Source organism: Nocardia sp. NRRL WC-3656 (assembly GCF_000720265.1).
Lineage (GTDB): Bacteria > Actinomycetota > Actinomycetes > Mycobacteriales > Mycobacteriaceae > Nocardia > Nocardia nova.
The window spans coordinates 416,580-437,481 of the sequence record NZ_JOJF01000002.1 but is presented as its reverse complement, the minus strand read 5'-3'; the positions used below and the strand labels follow the sequence as shown (position 1 = coordinate 437,481).

Below are 20,902 nucleotides of genomic sequence, written 5' to 3'. Positions count from 1 at the left end.
AACCCGGCCGGATCGAAACAAGCGGTCCCTACATTCGATACTCTTGCCAGGTGCCGATATACGCCGCCTACGGATCCAATATGGACCCGGAGCAGATGCTCAAGCGCTGTCCGCACTCCCCCGTCTCCGGAACGGGCTGGCTGGAAGGGTGGCGCCTGACCTTCGCCGGCGACGACATCGGCTGGGAAGGGCCGCTCGCGACGGTGGTCGAGGATCCGGGCTCCCGGGTGTTCGTCGTGCTGTACGACGTCTCCGCCGAGGACGAGCAGAGCCTCGACCGGTGGGAGGGTTCGGATTTCGGTATCCACAAGAAGATCCGGCTCCGGGTATCGCCCAATTCGGGCACGGGTACGCAGCCGGGTTTGGCGTGGCTGTACGTGCTGGATGCCTACGAGGGCGGGCTGCCCTCGGCCCGCTACATCGGTGTGATCGCCGACGCGGCCGAAAAGGCCGGAGCCCCGGCCGATTACGTCCACGCGCTGCGCACCCGCAACAGCCGTAACGTCGGTCCGGGGACTTTCGGCTCGATGTAGCCGAACAACCGCGGGGATAGGGCCGAACAGCCCGCCGAGTTCGCACCCGGCGGGCCGCCCGGTCAGCGTGCCTGCAGGACCAGATTGGTCATCACGCGCACGCCGGCCGCCAGCGCGCGCTCGTCGATGTCGAAGGTCGGCTGGTGGATGTCCAGTTGCGGGCCCTCGCCCGACCACACGCCCAGCCGTGCCATCGCACCCGGAACCTCCTCGAGGTACCAGGAGAAGTCCTCGCCACCGCCCGACTGCGGAGTATCCGAGAGCGCGTCCGGGCCCAGACCGAGAATCGCGTCCTCGAACATCCGGGTGGAGAATTCGTCGTTGACCACCGGCGGCACGCCGCGCTTGTAGTTCAGCTGATACCGCACGCCGGTGGGGGCGAGCAGCCCGTCGACGATTTCGCGGACCATCGGCTCGAGCAGCGACCAGGTGGTGTGATCCCCGGTCCGCACGGTCCCGGTAAGCATGCCGGTCTGCGGAATCGCATTGGGCGCCTTACCCGCCGATACCGCGCCCCACACCATCACCGTGCTGGTTCGCGGATCGATGCGACGGCTGAGCAGACCCGGCAGGCCGGTGATGACGGTGCCGATGGCATAGACCAGATCGCTGGTCAGATGCGGCCGGGAGGTATGCCCGCCCGGCGAGTCGAGCACCAGTTCCACGGTGTCGGCGGCCGAGGTGATGGCTCCGACCCGCACCCCGATCCGGCCGACCTCGAGCCGGGGATCGCAGTGCAGGGCGAACACCCGCGAGACGTCGTCCATCGCACCGGCGGCGACCATATCGATGGCACCGCCGGGCATGACCTCCTCGGCGTGCTGGAAGACCAGCCGGACGCCGATCGGCAGTTCGTCCATCTCGGCGAGGGCCAGGGCGGTGCCGAGCAGAATCGCGGTGTGCGCGTCGTGGCCGCAGGCGTGGGATATCCCGGGGACGGTCGAGGCGAACGGCCGGCCGGTGTACTCCTGCAGCGGAAGCGCATCCATATCGGCGCGCAGGGCCAGGCGTGGCCCCGCCGGGCCGATATCGCAGATCAAACCGGTGCCGGTGGGCAGTTTGCGCGGTTCCAGACCGGCCTTCACCAGCCAGGACTCGACGAATTCGGTGGTGCCGTGCTCGGCGCGGGACAGTTCCGGATTGGCGTGGATGTGGCGGCGCCAGCCGATCAGATCGTCACCGTGGTCCCGCAGCCACGCCTCGACCGCCGCCTGTCCGGCCGTGATCTCCGCCTGCCGTCCGGTCGCGAGCCCGGTGTGCCGACACGTACCGGCCTCCGGGCCCAGCGCCTTGCCCTGCAGGCCCGGTGTGGCCGCCTTGCTCTGCAGACCCGGGGCTGCTGCTGTGCGACCCGCCGCCGCGGAAGGGCGCGCACCGGTCGCGGAGTCGTCCTCCGAACCGGTGGCGGTGTCGTCGCCGCGACCCGCCGCGGCATCTCCTTCGCGGCCCGCCGGTGATGACCGGCCGATCGTGCTCACCGAATTTCCTCCTGTCGCTGAATACTGCGCTCCAACAACCTGTCCCTGTGTAGTTGATCGCCCGCAACCTGGATTGCGGTACGGGCCAGTGCCCGCGCCCCGTCGGCCACCGCGAGATCGGCCGACGGCGTCACACAGGCCGCGGCGAACTCCCGCTGGTGTGTCACCGCGCCGTTCGCCTCGATGCCGATAACCGGGTGGATGCCGGGAATGACGTTGGTGACATTGCCCATATCGGTACTGCCCAGCGGCCGTGCTGCCTCGAGGTCCGGCGCGAGCGGCATGCGACCCATACCGATGATTTGCTCGCGGTAGGCACACAGTAGTGCGGAATCCGGCGTGAGCTCGGTATATGTGGGCGCCAGCGCCCGGATTTCATGGGTGCATCCGGTCGCCAGCGCTCCCGCCTCGAAACAGGCCGAGGCGCGCTGCAGCAGATCGTCGAGGGATGCGGAATCGTCTGCCCGCAGGTAATACAACAGTTCCGCATAGCCGGGCACGATATTCGGGGCAACACCGCCCGACTCGACTATACCGTGGAGTTGCTGGCCGGGGCGCAGATGCTGACGCAGCAGACCCAGTGCGACCTGCGCGACGGTGGCGGCGTCCCCGGCGTTGCGACCGTACTCCGGCGCGGCGCTGGCATGTGCCTCGCGGCCGTGGAAGGACACCGACAGATCGGCCAGCGCCAGCGACCGCGCACCCACGATGTCCAGCGGACCCGGGTGCACCATCAGGGCCATCGCGACCCCGTCGAAGACCCCGCGCTCGAGCATCAGCACCTTGCCGCCGCCGCTCTCCTCGGCCGGCGTGCCGAACACCTTCACGGTGAGGCCGCACCGATCGGCCACCTCGGCCAGGGCCAGGCCCGCGCCCACCGCCGCCGCGGCGATGATGTTGTGGCCGCAGGCGTGACCGATCTCGGGCAGCGCGTCGTATTCGGCGCAGATTCCGACCACCAGATCACCGCTGCCGTAGGTGGCGACGAAGGCGGTGTCCAGGTCCGCGACCGGCGTCTCGATACCGAATCCGCGCTCACGCAGCGGGACCAGCGTCTTGGCGACACTGCGGTGCTCGGCGAACGCCAGCTCGGGTTCGGCGTGAATGGAATGCGAGAGGGCGATCAGATCCGATTCGGCGGCCGTGACCGCGGCATCGGCGGCGGCGAGGAGGGCAGGATCGGCCGGGGCCACCTGCGCGTCGAAATCGTCGGCACGAGCATCGTCGGCATCGGCATCGTCGGCGCGGGCGCAGCCGGGCGCCGCGGCCCGGTGCGCCGACCGGCCCGTTCGACTCCAGCTGCGTTCGTCCCCGCTGCGTGGCATGGCACACAGTCTCGCACTGTGCGCCACGCGATGATCATCGGGTTATCAGGAGCCGAAGGCGAGATTCTCCGGTGTGGTCGGGGTATTCAGGCCCGCGAGCGCCCGTCCGTGCAGCGCACGCTTGATGACCGGCAGATTCGGCTTGCGGTTGCCGGTCAGTGCCGCGGCCCGCGCCACGGCCGCGGCCAGGACGCCGTCCGCCTCGGCCGCCTCGTCGACGATGCCCGCGGCGATCGCGTCGGCGGCGCCGTAGCGCCGGCCCGTGGTCATCGCCTCGAGCGCGACCTGATTGGTCAGCCGTTCGGTGACGAGCGCGTTCATCGCGACCGTGAACGGCATCCCCAGGTGAACCTCGGGCAGGCACCAGTACCCGCGATCCGAGCGCATCACCCGGAAGTCGTGCGAGGTGGCCAGCATGGCGCCGGCGCCGAAGGCGTGGCCGTTCAGCGCGGCGACGGTCGGCATGCCGAAGGCCAGCAGCCGGCTGAAGACGGAATGCACCCGGTCCAGGTACCAGTGCATCTTGTCCATGTTGCCGAACAGCCAGTCGGTGTCCAGGCCGTTGCTGAAGAACTTTCCGGTGGCCACCGTGACCAGCGCCGCCGGCCCCTCGGCGGCCTCTACCTCGTCCAGTTTCGCGTGGAAGGCGTCGATCCAGTCGGGGTGGAAGCGGTTCTCGCTGTCGGTCTGACCCTCGTTGCCGAGGTAGAGCACGAATACGTCCCCGTCACGGTCCAAGTACGGCATAGGCAGAGAATATGCAGCTCCGTATGAACGGCCGCATCACACCCCCGGCCAAGTTACCGACGAGTTGTCATCACCGGCTGGCTACGGTCAGCGACGTGGCGGGATCGGCACCCGCATCAGATCCTCGGCGATCACCAGCTCCCCGTCGAAATACCGCTCCGCCTCGGCCCGGTGTCCGGACAGATCGCCGTAGCGCTGCGAGAAATGGGTGAGGACGAGGGTGCGCACGCCCGCCTCCGCGGCCACGCGTGCCGCCTGCCCCGCGGTGAGATGGCCGAAATCGTCGGCCAGCTGCGCCTCGGCCTCCAGGAAGGTCGACTCGATGACGAGCATATCGGCGCCTTCGGCCAATTCGGCTATGCCCGAACACATTCGGGTGTCCATCACGAAGGCGAAGCACTGTCCGGGGCGCGGGGCCGAGACCTCGTCGACGGTGACCGTGCGACCGTCGGGCAGTCGCACCGCGCCCTCGCGCTGCAGTGCCCCGACCACCGGACCCGCCAGGCCGAGTTCGGCGAGCCGCTCCGGCAGGATCCGATGGCTGTCGGGTTCGACCAGCCGGTAGCCGAAGGTGTCGATGCGATGCGACAGCCGCACGGCCTCGAAGGTGAACGGCGCGTCGGGCAGCGGCACCGGACCGTCCGCGTCGATCGGATGTTCGCGCAAACCCGGAAACGCGGGTACCACCCCGCGCAGGTGCGTGAGCAGATCGGCGCCCGATCCCGGGAAGCAGATGTCGACCGGATGGGTCACCTGGTCCAGATTCAGCCGCGCCAGCACCCCGGGCAGGCCCAGGCAGTGATCACCGTGGAAGTGCGTCAGCCCGATCCGGGTGATGCCACTCGCCGAAACCCCCGCGAACAGCATCTGCCGCTGCGTCCCCTCGCCGGGATCGAACAACAGGCCGTCACCGTCCCAGCGCAACAGATATCCGTTGTGATTGCGTCGACGGGTCGGCACCTGACTGGCCGTCCCGAGGACCACGAGTTCACGCACGGCACCATCCTGCCCCCGCCCCGGCGACCGCGCCCGGCGGCGGTGGTCGTGTCCGGCCGGCGACGCGCACAACCGGTCCGTCGGCGCACTATCGTGGGCGCATGCTTGCCGAACAGGCCGCCGAGGCGATCGCCACACGTACGGGAGTCACGCACCATCGGGTCGCGGTGGTGCTCGGATCCGGCTGGCAGTCCGCCGCCACCGAGATCGGAGCGCCGCGGGCGTCGATTCCGATGACCGAGCTGCCCGGCTTCGAACCGCCGACGGCGCAGGGCCATCAGGGCATCGTGCATTCGGTGGACGTCGGCGAGGTGCCGGTGCTGCTGATGATGGGCCGCCAGCACCTCTACGAGGGCTACGAACCGCATCGGGTGGTGCACGCGGTGCACGCGGCGGCCGCGGCGGGCGCCGAGACGGTGATCCTCACCAACGCCGCGGGCGGTATCCGCCCGGGCCTGCGCGTCGGCGAGCCCGTGCTGATCAGCGATCACCTCAATCTCACCGGGCGCACTCCGCTCACCGGTGCCGCGTTCGTGAACATGGTCGATGCCTGGGATCCCGAATTGCGCACGCTGGCAAGGGAAATCGACCCGTCGCTGAGTGAGGGCGTCTACGCGGGCCTGAACGGGCCGCAGTACGAGACGCCCGCCGAGATCCGCATGCTCGGCGGCATGGGCGCCGATCTGGTCGGCATGTCGACCGTGCTGGAGGCGATCGCGGCCCGCTCGCTGGGGCTGCGCCTGCTGGGCATATCGCTGGTGACCAATCTGGCCGCGGGCGTGACCGGCGCAGCGCTGTCCCACCAGGAGGTACTCGCCGAAGGGCAGGCCGCCGCACCGAGATTGGGCAAATTGTTGCGCGGTGTGCTGGAACGGCTGTAGGCGGGCGCCATGTTGCGATTCGGAACGGCAGGTCTGCGCGGCCCGCTCCAGGAGGGGCCGGACGGGATGAACGCCGGCACCGTGGCACGCGCGAGCGCCGGTGTGGCGGCGTGGCTCCGGGACCGCTGCCTCGGCGGTGGTCTGGTGATCGTCGGTCGCGACGCCCGGCACGGCTCCGCGGAGTTCGCTACGGTCACCGCGGAAGTGTTTGCCGCAGCGGGCTTTTCGGTGCTGCTCCTGCCACGGCCGCTGCCGACGCCGATCGTGGCGTTCGCGGTACGGGAGCTGGGTGCGGTGGCCGGCGTGCAGATCACGGCGTCCCACAACCCCGCCACGGACAACGGGTACAAGCTCTATCTGGACGGCGGTTCGCAGCTGATCCCGCCCGCCGACACCGAGATCGAGCGCTGTATCGATGCGGTCACCGAACCGATCGCCCGCACCGATCCGGCCGCCGGCGCCCCCTCACCGTCGATCCTGTCGCTGCCCGATGATGCCGGGCGAGCCGAACTCGGCGAGGAACTCGTTCGCCGCTACCTGGCGCGAGCCGCTGCCGTGCCCGAGGCGATCGGCGGCGCGCGAACGATTCCGGTCCATGCGGGCCACCACACCGTGAACGAGGATCGGGACGGTGAACCGCTTGCTGGAGACCGAATGACGGTGCAGCGCCCCGATATCCGGATCGCGCTGACTCCCATGCACGGCGTCGGCGGCGAGACGGCGGTGGCCGCGCTGGCCGCCGCCGGGTTCCACGACGTCCATGTGGTCGAGGAACAGTTCGCACCCGATCCGGACTTCCCGACCGTGGCGTTCCCGAATCCGGAGGAACCCGGCGCCGCCGATCTGCTGCTGGCACTGGCGGAGAAGATCGACGCCGACCTCGCCGTCGCACTCGATCCCGATGCCGATCGCTGCGCGCTCGCGGTCCCCGGTCCGCACGGGTGGCGCATGCTGCGCGGCGACGAAACCGGTGTGCTGCTGGCCGATTACGTCCTGCGCAACGCGGCACCGGACGCGCTGGTCGCGACCACCGTCGTATCGTCGCGACTGCTGGGGAAACTCGCGCCGGCGCGCGGGGCCCGCTACGCCGAAACGCTCACCGGATTCAAATGGCTGGCCCGCGCCGGGGAGGGCCTCGTGTACGCCTACGAGGAGGCCATCGGCCACTGCGTCGACCCGGCTGCCGTGCGCGACAAGGACGGCATCACCGCCGCCGTCGCCGCCGCCGACCTCACCGCCCGCCTGCGCGAGCAGGGGCGTTCCCTGCTCGACGTCCTCGACGACTACGCCGTGGAATTCGGGCTGCACACCGGCGACCAGGTCTCGCTGCGATTGGCCGATCAGGCGGCCGCCGCGCAAGCCGTTGCCCGCCTGCGCGATACGCCGCCCGATGTCATCGCGGGCGTGCCCGTCACCTGCACCGACCTGTCCACGGTTCGCGGCCGGATGCGCACCGACGCCTTGATCTTCGAAGGCGAGGGGCAGCGCATCGTCATCCGCCCCTCGGGTACCGAGCCGAAACTCAAATGCTATCTGGAGGTCGTCGAGCCGGTTCGCGACCGCGACTCGCTGACTTCGTCGAAAGCAGTTGCAGCACAACGACTCTCGGCACTGCGCGAGTTCTGCGAGAAGTTGTGAACAGCTGAGCCCTCCGCGCGAACCCTACCGATCCCGCGGTTCGGCTGGATGCCACCCGGCGGCGGGCGGCATCAGTCGTGGCGCGGACCGAATTGGCGGTCGCCGGCGTCACCCAGCCCCGGCACGATGAAGGCGTCGGCATTGAGTCCGGAGTCGACCGCGGCGGTCACCAGTCGCACCGGCAGACCCGATTTCTCCAGCGCGGCAATGCCTTCCGGGGCGGCGACGACGCAGATGGCGGTGATGTCGGTGGCGTTGCGGGCGGACAGCAGTTCCAGGGTGTGGCGCATCGATCCACCGGTGGCCAGCATCGGATCGAGGACGAAGACCGGCAGGCCCGACAGGTCCGCGGGCAGCGATTCCATGTACGGCACCGGCCGATGGGTCTGCTCGTCGCGCGCCACGCCGACGAAACCGACACGGGATTCCGGAATCAGGGCACTGGCGGCGTCGACCATGCCGAGGCCGGCGCGCAACACCGGCACCAGCAGCGGTGGTTGCGCCAGCCGGGCGCCCCGGGTCGGCGCGACCGGGGTGTCGATGTCGAAGGTGTGGGTCGGGGCTTCCCGCAGCGCTTCGTAGACGAGGAATCCGGTCAGATCGGCCAGTGCCGCCCGGAATCCCGCGTTGGGTGTGCGGGCATCGCGCATGGTCGTCAGGAGGGTGACCGTCAGCGGGTGTTCCACGATATGCGTACGCATGAGGGAACGATAAGGTCTGTCGGGGTTGGAAATCGGCAACCGAGGGCGGATTTCCGCAACCGGAGTGGGAACCGTTGCGCAGGGGCATGCGTCGAACTACTCGGATGACGTAATCTGCCACCAGACCAGCACGATGGGGGATGTTGATGCACAGGATCTCGGTCGACACCGAGGGCGTCGCCGCCTACGGTGCCACAGCTGCGGGACTGGCCGGTGAAATGGGTGTGGCCGCGGCGGGCGCCGTCGGCGCCGACCCGGTCCTGCTCGGTCCGATCTTCGGTTTGGTGGGGGGCGATTTCGTCGCTGCCTATGCCGCGGCCCATGCCGGGCATGTCGCGGGGATCGGCGAACTGTCCGCGGTGATGGGCAGTGTGGGGGCCGCCGCGACGGGCGCCGCCGCCACCTATTCCGAAACCGACGCCGCCCACGCCGCCGCCCTGCGCGCCGCGGAAGGCCCGATCGGATGACGGGCGTCATCGATCTCGACGCACTCGCCCAGCCACTCATCGATCTGCTCACCAGCTTCGGCTCCGGGGTGCTGCCCGCCGGCGGCCCGGCCGATGCGCTGCGCCAGGTGTCCACCCATCTCGACGGAATTCATCAGGCCGGTAGCGCGAGCATCAATCAGATGACCAACGCCTGGAACGGCGGTGGTGGCGACGCGGCGATGGACAAGGCGCTCAAGGTGCAGACCTCGGCGGCCGCGATGTCGGATCGCGGCAACGATATGGCCGACGTGGTCAGCCAGGCCGCCGCCTCGGTGCAGACGGGCCAGAAGGAACTCGACGGAATCGTCCAGTCGTTCGTGCAGTCGGTCACGGCGCTGGGGCCCGCGGTGACGACTCCCCCGGGACTGATCACCGTGGTGAATTCCGCGATCGATCATTTCGGCCAGGCGCTGGGCGTGGTCGGCCGGGTGCGGTCGGAGCTCGACACGCACACCACCTCCATGAACGACCTCACCCCGCCCCCGCCGACGCCGTCCATGTCGAGCGCTCCGGTGGCCGCGGCCGCTGCCGCCGCACCCGCGCTGAGCACCGGTGCGCAGACGGCCGGCTCACTGCTCGGCGGTCTGGTATCGAGCGGCGGTTCGATGATGAGCAGCATGACCAGCCCGGCCTCCGCGGCGACGCAGTCGCGGTCGAGCTCGGGCGGCACGAGGACTCCCGGAGCCCAGCAGTCCGGCGCCGACAAGCCTGGCCGCCACGGCGGCGTCATGATCACCCTGCCCGACGGCAGCCAGGTCGAGGCGCCCAATCAGAAGGCCGCCACCGCGGTCAAGGCCGCGATCAGCGCCTGCGGCACGCCGTACGTCTGGGGCGGCAACACCCCCGGGGCCGGCCTGGACTGCAGCGGCCTGACCAAGTGGGCCTACGGCGAGGCCGGCGTCGACCTGCCCCGACTCGCCTGTGACCAGAGTGCCGGCGCCACACCGGTGAGCCCGGGCGATGTCATGCCGGGCGATCTGGCCATCTGGGACGGTCACGTCGCGATGGTCGTCGGTAACGGACAGATGGTCGAGGCCGGTGATCCGGTGCAGATCGACCCGATTCGAACGGAGAACATGGGAATGGCGTTCCACGGGTTCTACAGGCCGACGTCATGAGCCAGCCGCAGCATCAGCAGATCCCGAGCGTCACGGTCGCCGCCAGCACCAATCGCGCCGGCACCATCAGTGTGCGGGCCACCGATCAGGGCATTCCGGTGGAGATCAAATTCGAGCGCAGCGAATACCGCTACGGCGCACAGGCTTTGGCCGCGGAGATTCTGCGGCTGACCAAGCGGTCGGCGATCGTCGCCAAGGCCCGCCGGCGCGAACTGCTCGCCGAATCCGGGATGCCCACCGAGATCCTGGACAAATTGGGCCTGCCCACCCGCCAGGAAGCCGTCGACGAACTCGACCGCATGGACGACGAGGACACCGGCCCCACCAGCTGGATGAGGCCCGTATGAACGGTCGGGCGCGAAGCAGGCAGCGGCGCGTAACCACGCGGCGCCCCGTTCATACGCTTGATAAGCACAGCATGAGCGTTGGCGCATCTGCCGGAAAGGACGCACTGTGAGCGCGGAAATGGATGCCCTCGTCGCCGCGGCGACGAACAAACTCGAGGCCCTCGAGGCGGCGCTCTACAACCTGAAGAACGTGCGCGGCCGGTTCACCGCCGAGGACGGTTCGGTGAGCGTCGAGGTCGACAGCGACGGCGCCCTGGTCGGCCTGGACCTGTCCGAGGCCGTCACCTCGCATTCTCCGGCCGAAGTGGGCCAGTTGATCATCTGGGCGTGCCAGCAGGCGGCGCAGAATGCGGGAGAGCAGCGCTCGGAGGTGGTCGCCACCCTCAATTCCGCCTTCACCGCGCCCGAATCGGGAAACGTTGGGGGGCGGGCCGAATAGTGCCGAAGGCGACGGCTCGATAGGCTTCCGGTCATGGCTTCTGGAGACATCGTCCCGATCGAGCTCGGTCTCACCGACGGCGATCTGGTCACCCTGTGGGCACCGCGCTGGCGAGACGGTGACGACGAGTGGGAGGCATTCCTCGGTCACGAGGACGAGCTCTACGGATTCGACTCCCCCGCGGAGCTCGCCGCGTTCATCCGGACCAACGACGACAACGATCTGGTGGACCATCCGTCCTGGAAGGTCGTCGTCGGTTTGTCCGCCGCCGAGCTCGAACCCCAGGAGGAGCACGTCTTCGATCTGGTCGGCGTCCCCGAACTCGCGGCCGGTGAACCCGACCCCGAGACCATCGCCGAACTCGAAGAGACCCTCGAGATGGTCCGCACCATCGGCGAGGTGTGCGAACTCGAGGTGGTCACCAAGTTCTTCGGCTCGCATCCCGTCCTCGGCGCTCTGCCGGCGGGTGTGACCGCGTTCGTCGGCCGCGACGGCGAACAGCTGTGGGACCAGGTCGGCAACGCGATCGCCAAGGACTGGGACCGGGTCATCGATGCCATCGATTCCGTGGTGGCCTCTCCGGATGTCGACCAGGAAGCGCTGGCCGTGGCCGAGGCGGAACTGCTGGCCGCCGAGGAGAACGTCGTCGACGCCGAGGACGCCGCCGACACCGACGACGACGATATCGAGCCGGTCGACCTCGACGAGGACGAGGACACCGACGAGGACGACGACGAGGACGAAGAGGAGACCTTCTGGCACGAGGTCGGCATCGACCCGGTCAAGATCGTCACGTCCGAAGGCGAATTCTTCACCCTGCGTTGCTATCTGGACGACGAGCCGGTGTTCCTCGGCCACGACGGCACCATCACCGTCTTCCCCTCCGAGCGCGCGCTGGCTCGCTACCTGGCCGACGATCACGACCACGACCTGGCGCGGGTCAGCACCTACGGCGAGGTTCGCACGGCGGCGGTCGACGGCTCGCTCGAGGTCGAGGTCACCGAGGAGAACGTCTACGTGTTGCCGGGCCTGGCCGACGACCTGGGCCAGGGACCCAAGGCGGTCGATATCGACCAGCTCGATCTGGCGGTCGAACTGTTCACCGACGCAGCCGATTACGTCGGTGACGACTCGGTAGAGCAGGCGCTGGCGAAGTCGACGCCGCTGGGCTGGTACGTCTCCTACCTGCTGGAGCCGGACCCGACCCGGCTGGCGCCGAGTCCGCCGTTCACCGCCGAGGCCGAGAGCTGGCGAGCGCTGGAGCAGGCCTTCGAGAACCGGCTGGAGAAGGGCTAACCGGTTCCCGAGGCGCGGTCATCGACGGGGGGATGCGGCGGTCATCCGATCAGCACGGCGTAACCGGGCTTGATCACCTCGTCGATGATGCGCAGCCGGTCGGGGAACGGGATGAACGCCGACTTCATGGCGTTGATCGTGAACCGCTCCAGATCGCTCCAGCCGTAGCCGAAGGTTTCGACCAGCTTCAGCATTTCCCGGCTCATGTCGGTATCGCTCATGAGCCGGTTGTCGGTATTGACGGTGACCCGGAACCGCAACCGCGCCAGCAGGTCGAACGGATGCTTGTCCAGAGCCGGCACGGCACCGGTCTGCACATTGGACGAGGGACACAGCTCGAGCGGAATCCGTTTGTCGCGAACGTAATTGGCCACCAGCCCGAGGGTGGGCTCGGAGCCGTCGCTGTCGAAGATGTCGTCGGTGATCCGCACCCCGTGCCCGAGCCGATCGCAGCCGCAGAACGCCAGCGCCTCGTGGATCGACGGCAGCCCGAACGCCTCCCCGGCGTGGATGGTGAACTGCGCGCAGTTGGCGCGCATGTATTCGAAGGCGTCCAGATGCCGCGAGGGCGGATAGCCCGCCTCGGCTCCGGCGATGTCGAATCCGCCGACTCCGCGGTCGCGGAAGCGCACCGTCAACTCGGCGATCTCACGCGAGCGGGCGGCGTGACGCATGGCGGTGAGCAGGCAGGTCACCCGGATGGGAGTGCCGGCTTCGGCGGCCAGCCGCTCGCCCTCGCGAAAGCCGGCCAGGGTGTGCTCGACGACCTCGTCGAGAGTGAGGTCGCGTTCGAGATGCTGTTCGGGCGCGAAGCGGACCTCGGCGTACACTACCCCGTCGGCGGCCAGGTCCAGTGCGCATTCGCGCGCCACCCGCCGCAGTCCCTCCGGGGTCTGCATCACCGCCACCGTGTGCGCGAAGGTCTCCAGATAGCGCTCGAGCGATCCGCTGTCGGCCGCTTCGCGGAACCACTGCGCCAGGGCCTGCGCGTCGGTGGCGGGTAGCTGGTCGTATCCGCAGTCCTCGGCCAGTTCGAGCACGGTCGCGGGACGCAGGCCACCGTCGAGATGGTCGTGCAGCACGGCCTTGGGGGCCTGGCGGATCGAGGCGAGAGTCAAAGGCATCGGTCCAGTCATGTAACGACGCTATCCGCATTCGCGGGCCCGTGCAGGCAACTTGCCGGGTGTGCATCTGCCCGCCGGCCTGTCGTTGCCCGGCGGTCGCCCGCATGTAGCCGGACTCGGGTCAGTACCTGGCCATCAGATAGGCGCCCACGACGATCAGCGCACAGCCCGCCAGTCGCTGCGCGCTGACCGGCCGGCGCGGGAAGCCCATGACACCGAAATGGTCCATGGCCGCCGCGAGCAGCATCTGACCGGCGATGATCAGGGCGTTGAAGGTGCTCACTCCGACGCCGGAGGCCACCGTGATCATCGCGAAGATGGCGGCGCCGCCGGTGAGCCCGCCGAAGGGAGCCCATCGGGGCATCGTCTTCAGATCCGATCGGGACGGCCACGGCTGATGCGGCGAAATCGCCAGTGTCACAGCGAATATCGCGCCGACACCGGCGAGTGCCACCGCGTACGAGATCACGCCGCACAGAAAGACGTTGTGCAGGGCGAGTTTCAGCGAGTTCTGGCAGCCGGCCTCGACCGAGCGCAGGGCGCCGCCGACGAGCATCAGGACGAAGACGAGAATCATCGCCCCGCGGCCGAGCGCCGCCCGCCGAACGGGGGTGCGGGCGGTCATCGCGCTGCCTCCCCCGCCGGCACGAACTCGGGTGGCCGGGGCGCCGCCTCCCGGGAATCGCTGGCCATGAGATACACCGCCACGGTGATCAGCGCCGCGGCCAGCAACCGCGGCGGCGTCGCGTGCCGCTCGGCGAAACCCATCGCGCCCAGGTCGTCCATCACCAGCGCGACCAGCATTTCGGCCACGATGACGACGGCGTTGAAGGTGGCGACACCGACATATTTGGCCACGGTGATCATGCCGATCACCGCGACACCGCCGATCAGCCCGCCGAACGGCGCCCACCAGGGCATCCGTTCCACATCGGCCCACGTCGGCCACGGCGAGTGCGACACCACGGTCGAGATCACGAGGAAGACCGAGAATCCGGCCAGCGCGACGGCGTAGGACACCACCGCGCACAGCCACATGTTCTTCAGATGGAATTTCTGTGTGTTCTGGCATCCGACCTCGACGGACCGTAATCCGCCGGCGGCCAGGATGAACAAGAAGATCAGTCCGAGAGCGACAGCACCCACGAGACACGTCCTTCGCTAGGTGACAACGAATGCCGCCGCACGCAGGCGGTGCTCACCAGCCGGATTCTGCGGTCGTGCGAGCACAGAATAGCAACCTGAATGACGTGCCGTTGGTTATTGGCACAATAGACAGGTCACCAACGGTGCTCAGAGCCCGATCCGCCCGAGGATCAGCGGATGCGCGGTCGGCGGAACCGCTCCGATGTCGAATCCCGCCCGCAGTGTCGCGATCGCCGCGGGTACGGCCGCTTCGGAGTCGGTGTGCAGGGTGAACAGCTGCTTCCCGGCTGCGACCGGATCGCCCGGCTTGCAGTGCATCTCGATGCCGGCACCGAACTGCACGGGATCGCCCTGACGAGCGCGTCCGGCACCGAGCCGCCAAGCGGCGAGCCCCACGGCCATCGCATCCAGCCGGGTGAGAACGCCCGATTCCTGCGCCACCAGGGTTTCGGTGTGCCGCGCCCGCGGCAGGGGCGCGTCGGGATCGCCGCCCTGCGCCGTGATCATCGCCCGCCAGTGATCCATCGCGCGGCCGTCGGCCAGCGCGGCGGCGGGGTCGGCATCGCGAATACCGGCTTGCGCCACCATCTCTCGCGCCAGCGCCACCGTGAGCTCGACGACATCCGCCGGGCCGCCGCCGGCCAGAACCTCCACCGCTTCGGCGACCTCGAGCGCATTGCCCGCGGTACGCCCGAGCGGGGTGTCCATCGCGGTGAGCAACGCGACCGTCCGCACCCCCGCGTCGGTCCCCAATTCGACCATGGCCGTGGCCAATTCGGTGGCGTCGCGGAAATTCTTCATGAACGCGCCGCTGCCGACCTTCACATCCAGGACGAGTGCGCCGGTTCCCTCGGCGATCTTCTTGCTCATGATCGAACTGGCGATGAGCGGAACCGATTCCACGGTGCCGGTCACATCGCGCAGCGCGTACAGGCGCTTGTCGGCCGGTGCCAGATCCGCCCCGGCCGCGCAGATCACCGCACCGATCTCCGGGTCGGCGAGGATCGACCGCATCCGCGCGGTGTCCAGATCGGCTCGCCAGCCCGGAATCGATTCCAACTTGTCCAGGGTTCCGCCCGTGTGCCCCAGGCCGCGGCCCGACAACTGCGGGACCGCCGCGCCACAGGCGGCCACCAGTGGCGCCAGCGGCAGGGTGATCTTGTCGCCGACTCCTCCCGTCGAGTGTTTGTCGACGGTCGGCCGGGGCAGGTCCGTGAAGTCCATCCGCTGCCCGGAGGCGATCATCGCGGCGGTCCACCGGGCGAGTTCGCGGCGGGTCATGCCGCGCAGCACGATCGCCATTGCCAGGGCCGACATCTGTTCGTCGGCGACCTCGCCGCGAGTGAACGCGTCGACCACCCAATCGATCTGTTCGTCGTCGAGTTCCGCACCGTCGCGCTTGGCCGCGATCACCGACACCGCCGTATGGGTCATGGCGAAAAGCCTTCCAGATCCCGTTCGGGGTGCGGAAATTCACATCATTTCCGGCCGGCGGCCAGATCGTCCGGCCCGAAGGCGTCCGGCAGCAACCTCGCCAGGGGTACCGGGCCGTCGCGATGGTCGACGAGCAGTTCCGGCCCGCCGTGCTCGTAGAGCACCTGCCGGCACCTCCCGCAGGGCATCAGGATTTCCCCGTGCGAATCACAGACAGCGACCGCCAGCAAACGGCCGCCGCCGGAGGAACAAAAGTTACCGACGAGTACAGTTTCGGCGCAGACGCCGAGCCCGTATGAGACATTTTCCACATTGCAGCCGCTCACAATGGAACCGCCGGCGGTGAGAGCGGCGGCGCCGACCGGAAAGCCGGAGTACGGTGCATACGCATTACGCATTACTCGAAATGCGTTGTGACGCAGGGAATCCCAATCAATTTCCGGCATATCGGACCTCCGCTCGAATGGCTGATATGACAGCGTAGAAATGGCATCGCGACGCTGTCGAACATTCAGGCAAGGCAAACCTAACTCGCCGCTTGGAAGCTCAACGCACGGCACGCCGAATTAGTTCCGCGAATCGCCGGGGATTAGAGTTCTCCACAGATCGGTCCAGGTTTGGCAACGCACCGCCGGCCACCGCCTCCGGATGTCAGCGCCCGAGTTGAGCTGGTGTTTCTCCAGATTCACATGCTCGGCGTATGCCGAAGCTGCGACCGGATCCGACTGCCGGCTCGCCGGCGTGTCCATCAACGACGTTGGAGGCACCGCACTCTATGACGACCACACTGGAAGCTCCGGCTCAGCCGAAGCGGAAGACCCTGTACCGCGGCGACCCGGGTATGTGGTCCTGGGCGATGCACCGGATCACCGGTGTCACGATCTTCTTCTTCCTGTTCGTCCACGTACTCGACACCGCTCTGGTGCGGGTCAGCCCGGACACCTACAACCGGGCCATCGAGACCTACAAGAACCCGGTCGTGGCCCTCATGGAGATGGGCCTGGTCGTCTGCGTGCTGTTCCACGCGCTGAACGGCGTCCGCGTGATCCTCGTCGACTTCTGGTCCAAGGGCCCCAAGTACCAGCGCCTGATGCTGTGGATCGTGCTCACCATCTGGGTTCTGGTCTCCGCCGCCGGCGTCGGCCGCCAGTTCTTCTACCTGCTGACGGAGCACTGATATGACCGCACCTGTTCTCGGCAAGTCCTACGACCGTCCCGCCAGCCTCGACTCGCCCCGCACCCCGCGCCGTTCCTCCGGCAACAACTTCGAGAAGTACGCGTGGCTGTTCATGCGCTTCTCCGGCCTGCTGCTGATCGTGCTGGTGCTGGGCCACATGACGATCATGCTGATGCTCGACGGCGGTGTGAAGCGACTGAACTTCGGCTTCGTGGCCGGCCGCTGGGCCAGCCCGTTCTGGCAGTGCTGGGATCTGGCCATGCTGTGGCTGGCGCAGCTGCACGGCGGCAACGGCCTGCGCACGGTCATCGACGACTACTCCCGCAAGGACTCCACCCGCTTCTGGCTGAAGACCCTGCTGGCCGTCGCCATGATCCTGATCATGGGCGTGGGCACCTACGTCATCTTCACCTTCGACCCCAACATCAGTTAGGAACGCCTCCGCGATGAGTGAATCCCGTCCGGTTCAGGAACACCGCTACGACGTGGTCATCGTCGGTGCCGGTGGCGCGGGGATGCGCGCGGCGATCGAGGCCGGCCCCCGGGCTCGCACCGCCGTGCTGACCAAGCTGTACCCGACCCGCAGCCACACCGGCGCGGCCCAGGGCGGTATGTGCGCCGCGCTGGCCAACGTCGAAGAAGACAACTGGGAATGGCACACCTTCGACACCGTCAAGGGTGGTGACTACCTGGTCGACCAGGACGCCGCGGAGATCATGGCCAAGGAGGCCATCGACGCGGTGCTGGACCTGGAGAAGATGGGCCTGCCGTTCAACCGGACGCCCGAGGGCAAGATCGACCAGCGTCGCTTCGGCGGTCACACCCGCGACCACGGCAAGGCGCCCGTGCGCCGCGCCTGCTACGCCGCCGACCGCACCGGCCACATGATCCTGCAGACGCTCTACCAGAACTGCGTCAAGCACGACGTGGAGTTCTACAACGAGTTCTACGTTCTCGACCTGGTGATGAGCGAGACCGACCGCGGTTCGGTCGCCACCGGCGTGGTCGCCTACGAGCTGGCCACCGGTGAGATCCACGTCTTCCACGCCAAGGCGATCATCTTCGCCACCGGCGGTTCCGGCCGGATGTACAAGACCACCTCCAACGCGCACACGCTGACCGGTGACGGTATGGCGATCGTGTTCCGCAAGGGGCTGCCGCTGGAGGACATGGAGTTCCACCAGTTCCATCCGACGGGCCTGGCCGGTCTGGGCATCCTGATCTCCGAGGCCGTCCGCGGTGAGGGCGGCATCCTGCGCAACGCCTCCGGTGAGCGCTTCATGGAGCGTTACGCCCCCACCATCAAGGACCTCGCGCCGCGCGACATCGTGGCCCGGTCGATGGTCAAGGAGGTCCTCGAGGGCCGCGGTGGCGGTCCGAACAAGGACTACGTCTTCATCGACGTGACCCACCTCGGCGAGGACGTGCTCGAGGAGAAGCTGCCCGACATCACCGAGTTCTCCCGCACCTACCTGGGTGTGGACCCGGTGAAGGAGCCGGTGCCGGTCATGCCGACCTGTCACTACGTGATGGGTGGTATCCCGACCCGCATTCGCGGCGAGGTGCTGCGCAACAACACCGACGTGGTCCCCGGCCTGTACGCCGCCGGTGAGTGCGCCTGCGTGTCGGTGCACGGCTCGAACCGCCTGGGCACCAACTCGCTGCTGGACATCAACGTGTTCGGCCGCCGCTCGGGTATCGCCGCCGCGGAGTACGCCGCCCGCACCGAATTCGTCGAGCTGCCGGAGAACCCGGCGCAGATGGTGCAGGACTGGCTGACGCTGCTGCTGAGCGACCACGGCAACGAGCGGGTCGCCGACATCCGCACCGAGCTGCAGGTCACCATGGACGCCAACGCCGCGGTGTTCCGCACCGAGGAGACCCTCAAGCAGGCGCTGACCGACATCCACGCGCTCAAGGAGCGCTACCAGCACATCACCGTGCAGGACAAGGGCAAGCGCTACAACAGCGACCTGCTCGAGGCCGTCGAGCTCGGCTTCCTGCTGGAGCTGGCCGAGGTCACCGTCGTGGGCGCGCTCAACCGCAAGGAATCACGCGGCGGCCACGCCCGCGAGGACTATCCCGACCGCGACGACGTCAACTTCATGCGCCACACCATGGCGTACAAGCAGGTCGAGCCCGGTAAGCCGGCGGAGCTGATCGCCGACATCCAGCTCGACTTCAAGCCGGTCGTGCAGACCCGTTACGAGCCGATGGAGCGTAAGTACTGATGACTGCTGTAGCCGAAGCCCCGGCCGGGCAGAAGCCGGCCCCCGTGCCCGACGGGTCGACCATGGTGACGGTGAAGGTCGCCCGGTTCAACCCGGAGGACGACAAGGGTGCGCACTGGGATTCGTTCCAGGTGCCGGTCCTGCCGACCGACCGCTTCCTGAACGTGCTCATCTACATCAAGTCCTACCTGGACGGCACGCTCACCTTCCGTCGTTCCTGCGCCCACGGCGTCTGTGGTTCGGACGCCATGCGCATCAACGGTGTGAACCGGCTGGCGTGCAAGGTGCTGATGAGCGACATGCTGCCCAAGAACGGCAAGGAGCTCACCGTCACCGTCGAGCCGATCCGCGGCCTGCCCGTGGAGAAGGACCTCGTGGTGAACATGGAGCCGTTCTTCGACGCGTTCCGCGCGGTGAAGCCGTACCTGATCACGCACGGCAACGAGCCCACCCGCGAGCGCATCCAGTCCCAGACCGACCGCGCGCGCTTCGATGACACCACCAAGTGCATCCTCTGCGCCTGCTGCACCACCTCCTGCCCCGTGTACTGGAGCGACGGCAGCTACTTCGGCCCGGCCGCGATCGTGAACGCTCACCGCTTCATCTTCGACAGCCGCGACGAGGGCGCCCGCGAGCGTCTCGACATCCTCAACGACGTCGAAGGCGTCTGGCGCTGCCGCACTACCTTCAACTGCACCGACGCCTGCCCCCGCGGCATCGAGGTCACCAAGGCCATCCAGGAGGTCAAGCGAGCCCTCCTGTTCGCCCGCCCCTGAGGTAGGTAGCAGTTCGAACTCGACAGGCCGCCCGCATCGCACGATGCGGGCGGCCTTTCGCTTACTAGGCAATTTGCACAGTTTGCTGGGGGTTTGTTGTCGGATCGGGGTGCGGGTGCTTGCCTGGAGGCATGTTCACCGAAGGTCAGCTGTATTCGCCGGTTACCACGGGTAACGACGGCGATGTCACGGTGCATTTGAGTGCCGAGCATCCGGGGGTGCACGATCCGGAGTATCGGGCGCGGCGCAACGCGATCGCCGCGCTGGCGCTGGCGTATCGGGAGGGCGAGACGCTGCCGCGCATCGACTACACCGAGGAGGAGCAGCGGGTCTGGCGCATCGTGTCGGCGGAGTTGACGCGCAAACATCGGACGTACGCGTCGGCGGAGGTGCTCGACGGTGCCCGGCGACTGGACCTGCCTGCCGATCATATTCCGCAGCTGGACGAGGTGACCGCGAAATTGGTGCCGCTCACCGGTTTTCGCTACGTGCCGGCGGCGGGCCTGGTGCCGCTGCGCGAATTCTTCGGCTCGTTCGCCGATCGAATTTTCCACTCCACCCAGTACATTCGCCACCATTCCGCTCCGCTGTACACGCCGGAGCCCGATTCGATTCACGAAATCATCGGGCACGCAAATCAATTGGCGTCGCCACGGTTCGCCGCGATCTATGCCGAAGTCGGCGCCGCGGTGTCCCGACTGGAGACCGAGGCGGCGTTGAAATTCCTGGCCGACGTGTTCTGGTTCTCCATGGAGTTCGGTGTGGTGCGCGAAAAGGGCGAAGTGCGTTGCTACGGTGCGGGTTTGCTGTCCTCGTTCGGCGAGATCGAGGAGTTCCGGCACGCCCGGCTGCATCCGCTGAACATTCACGACATGGGCACCGCGACCTACGACATCACGCACTATCAGCCGATTCTGTATTGCGCGCGGTCGATTTCCGAGATCGAGGACGTGATCGGCGGCTTCTTCGCCGGCATGACCGACGACAGCGCGGCCGCCGAGCTGACCGCGTCCTGATCGGAGGGTGG

The 20,902-nt window shown here is 68.0% G+C and carries 23 protein-coding genes; 13 read left to right on the top strand and 10 right to left on the bottom strand.

Features of this window, described 5'->3' with window-relative positions; translation table 11 throughout:
* The first annotated feature begins 50 nt into the window (after positions 1-50).
* The gene (locus tag IG65_RS0104775) at positions 51-533 is read left to right on the top strand and encodes a gamma-glutamylcyclotransferase (RefSeq protein ID WP_030513591.1); all 483 of its coding nucleotides are present in this window, start codon (positions 51-53) and stop codon (positions 531-533) included.
* Positions 534-595: 62 nt separating this feature from the next.
* On the opposite strand, the gene IG65_RS0104770 is transcribed toward IG65_RS0104775, so the two are convergent.
* The 4 genes from IG65_RS0104770 to IG65_RS0104755 all read right to left on the bottom strand — a co-directional run bounded on the left by IG65_RS0104770 (position 596) and on the right by IG65_RS0104755 (position 5,079).
* Entirely contained in the window at positions 596-1,759 is a 1,164-nt protein-coding gene (locus IG65_RS0104770; protein WP_030513590.1) for a M20 family metallopeptidase, read from the bottom strand.
* A 248-nt stretch (positions 1,760-2,007) separates the two neighbouring features.
* Positions 2,008-3,336: a M20 family metallopeptidase gene (locus IG65_RS0104765; protein WP_081879254.1), complete on the bottom strand. Its 1,329-nt coding sequence runs from the start codon at positions 3,334-3,336 to the stop codon at positions 2,008-2,010.
* A gap of 45 nt (positions 3,337-3,381) precedes the next feature.
* A complete protein-coding gene (locus IG65_RS0104760; RefSeq protein ID WP_030513588.1) occupies positions 3,382-4,083 on the bottom strand; it encodes an enoyl-CoA hydratase-related protein in 702 nt (233 codons plus the stop codon).
* Between the two features lie 87 nt (positions 4,084-4,170).
* Complete coding sequence (locus IG65_RS0104755; protein ID WP_030513587.1) at positions 4,171-5,079, bottom strand: ribonuclease Z; 909 nt, start codon at positions 5,077-5,079, stop codon at positions 4,171-4,173.
* Between the two features lie 101 nt (positions 5,080-5,180).
* Between IG65_RS0104755 and IG65_RS0104750 the strand changes: the two genes are divergently transcribed.
* Positions 5,181-5,960, top strand: a complete 780-nt coding sequence (locus tag IG65_RS0104750) for a purine-nucleoside phosphorylase (protein ID WP_030513586.1) — start codon at positions 5,181-5,183, stop codon at positions 5,958-5,960.
* A 9-nt stretch (positions 5,961-5,969) separates the two neighbouring features.
* Positions 5,970-7,598: a phospho-sugar mutase gene (locus IG65_RS0104745; RefSeq protein WP_036523136.1), complete on the top strand. Its 1,629-nt coding sequence runs from the start codon at positions 5,970-5,972 to the stop codon at positions 7,596-7,598.
* Between the two features lie 71 nt (positions 7,599-7,669).
* On the opposite strand, the gene upp is transcribed toward IG65_RS0104745, so the two are convergent.
* On the bottom strand, positions 7,670-8,299 hold the full coding sequence (upp, locus tag IG65_RS0104740; protein WP_030513584.1) for a uracil phosphoribosyltransferase: 630 nt from the start codon (positions 8,297-8,299) through the stop codon (positions 7,670-7,672).
* 146 nt (positions 8,300-8,445) lie between these two features.
* On the opposite strand from upp, the gene IG65_RS0104735 reads away from it, so the two are divergent.
* The 5 genes from IG65_RS0104735 (at position 8,446) to IG65_RS0104715 (ending at position 11,987) form a co-directional block, all read left to right on the top strand.
* Positions 8,446-8,766, top strand: a complete 321-nt coding sequence (locus tag IG65_RS0104735) for a type VII secretion target (RefSeq protein ID WP_030513583.1) — start codon at positions 8,446-8,448, stop codon at positions 8,764-8,766.
* Positions 8,763-9,905: an NlpC/P60 family protein gene (locus IG65_RS0104730; RefSeq protein WP_030513582.1), complete on the top strand. Its 1,143-nt coding sequence runs from the start codon at positions 8,763-8,765 to the stop codon at positions 9,903-9,905. Before IG65_RS0104735 ends, IG65_RS0104730 begins: the two co-directional genes overlap by 4 nt.
* The gene (locus IG65_RS0104725) at positions 9,902-10,252 is read left to right on the top strand and encodes a hypothetical protein (protein WP_030513581.1); all 351 of its coding nucleotides are present in this window, start codon (positions 9,902-9,904) and stop codon (positions 10,250-10,252) included. The genes IG65_RS0104730 and IG65_RS0104725 overlap by 4 nt, the downstream gene beginning before the upstream one ends.
* Positions 10,253-10,358: 106 nt before the next feature.
* Positions 10,359-10,691 (top strand): YbaB/EbfC family nucleoid-associated protein, encoded by a 333-nt coding sequence (locus IG65_RS0104720; protein WP_030513580.1) that lies wholly within the window; start codon positions 10,359-10,361, stop codon positions 10,689-10,691.
* Between the two features lie 33 nt (positions 10,692-10,724).
* Positions 10,725-11,987, top strand: coding sequence for a hypothetical protein (locus IG65_RS0104715; protein WP_030513579.1), 1,263 nt, complete (start codon positions 10,725-10,727; stop codon positions 11,985-11,987).
* A gap of 41 nt (positions 11,988-12,028) precedes the next feature.
* Here IG65_RS0104715 and IG65_RS0104710 read toward each other — a convergent pair whose 3' ends face one another.
* From IG65_RS0104710 to IG65_RS0104690, 5 genes are all read right to left on the bottom strand, one after another.
* Entirely contained in the window at positions 12,029-13,123 is a 1,095-nt protein-coding gene (locus IG65_RS0104710) for an adenosine deaminase (protein WP_030513578.1), read from the bottom strand.
* 109 nt (positions 13,124-13,232) lie between these two features.
* The gene (locus IG65_RS35715; RefSeq protein WP_051755346.1) at positions 13,233-13,736 is read right to left on the bottom strand and encodes a DMT family transporter; all 504 of its coding nucleotides are present in this window, start codon (positions 13,734-13,736) and stop codon (positions 13,233-13,235) included.
* On the bottom strand, positions 13,733-14,257 hold the full coding sequence (locus tag IG65_RS0104700) for a DMT family transporter (protein ID WP_030513576.1): 525 nt from the start codon (positions 14,255-14,257) through the stop codon (positions 13,733-13,735). Before IG65_RS0104700 ends, IG65_RS35715 begins: the two co-directional genes overlap by 4 nt.
* 147 nt (positions 14,258-14,404) lie before the next feature.
* Positions 14,405-15,691: a thymidine phosphorylase gene (locus IG65_RS0104695; protein ID WP_030513575.1), complete on the bottom strand. Its 1,287-nt coding sequence runs from the start codon at positions 15,689-15,691 to the stop codon at positions 14,405-14,407.
* Positions 15,692-15,735: 44 nt separating this feature from the next.
* Positions 15,736-16,137 carry a cytidine deaminase gene (locus tag IG65_RS0104690; RefSeq protein WP_030513574.1) on the bottom strand — a complete coding sequence of 134 codons (402 nt, stop codon included), beginning with the start codon at positions 16,135-16,137 and terminating at the stop codon, positions 15,736-15,738.
* A 329-nt stretch (positions 16,138-16,466) separates the two neighbouring features.
* Here IG65_RS0104690 and sdhC point away from each other — a divergent pair, with 329 nt between their 5' ends.
* The 5 genes from sdhC to IG65_RS0104665 all read left to right on the top strand — a co-directional run bounded on the left by sdhC (position 16,467) and on the right by IG65_RS0104665 (position 20,891).
* Entirely contained in the window at positions 16,467-16,868 is a 402-nt protein-coding gene (sdhC, locus tag IG65_RS0104685; protein ID WP_051755344.1) for a succinate dehydrogenase, cytochrome b556 subunit, read from the top strand.
* A 1-nt stretch (position 16,869) separates the two neighbouring features.
* Positions 16,870-17,301 (top strand): succinate dehydrogenase hydrophobic membrane anchor subunit, encoded by a 432-nt coding sequence (locus IG65_RS0104680; protein WP_030513572.1) that lies wholly within the window; start codon positions 16,870-16,872, stop codon positions 17,299-17,301.
* 13 nt (positions 17,302-17,314) lie between these two features.
* Positions 17,315-19,099: a succinate dehydrogenase flavoprotein subunit gene (sdhA, locus tag IG65_RS0104675; RefSeq protein WP_030513571.1), complete on the top strand. Its 1,785-nt coding sequence runs from the start codon at positions 17,315-17,317 to the stop codon at positions 19,097-19,099.
* Complete coding sequence (locus IG65_RS0104670) at positions 19,099-19,875, top strand: succinate dehydrogenase iron-sulfur subunit (protein ID WP_030513570.1); 777 nt, start codon at positions 19,099-19,101, stop codon at positions 19,873-19,875. Before sdhA ends, IG65_RS0104670 begins: the two co-directional genes overlap by 1 nt.
* Before the next feature lie 131 nt (positions 19,876-20,006).
* Entirely contained in the window at positions 20,007-20,891 is an 885-nt protein-coding gene (locus IG65_RS0104665) for a phenylalanine 4-monooxygenase (protein WP_030513569.1), read from the top strand.
* The last annotated feature ends 11 nt before the right edge of the window (positions 20,892-20,902 follow it).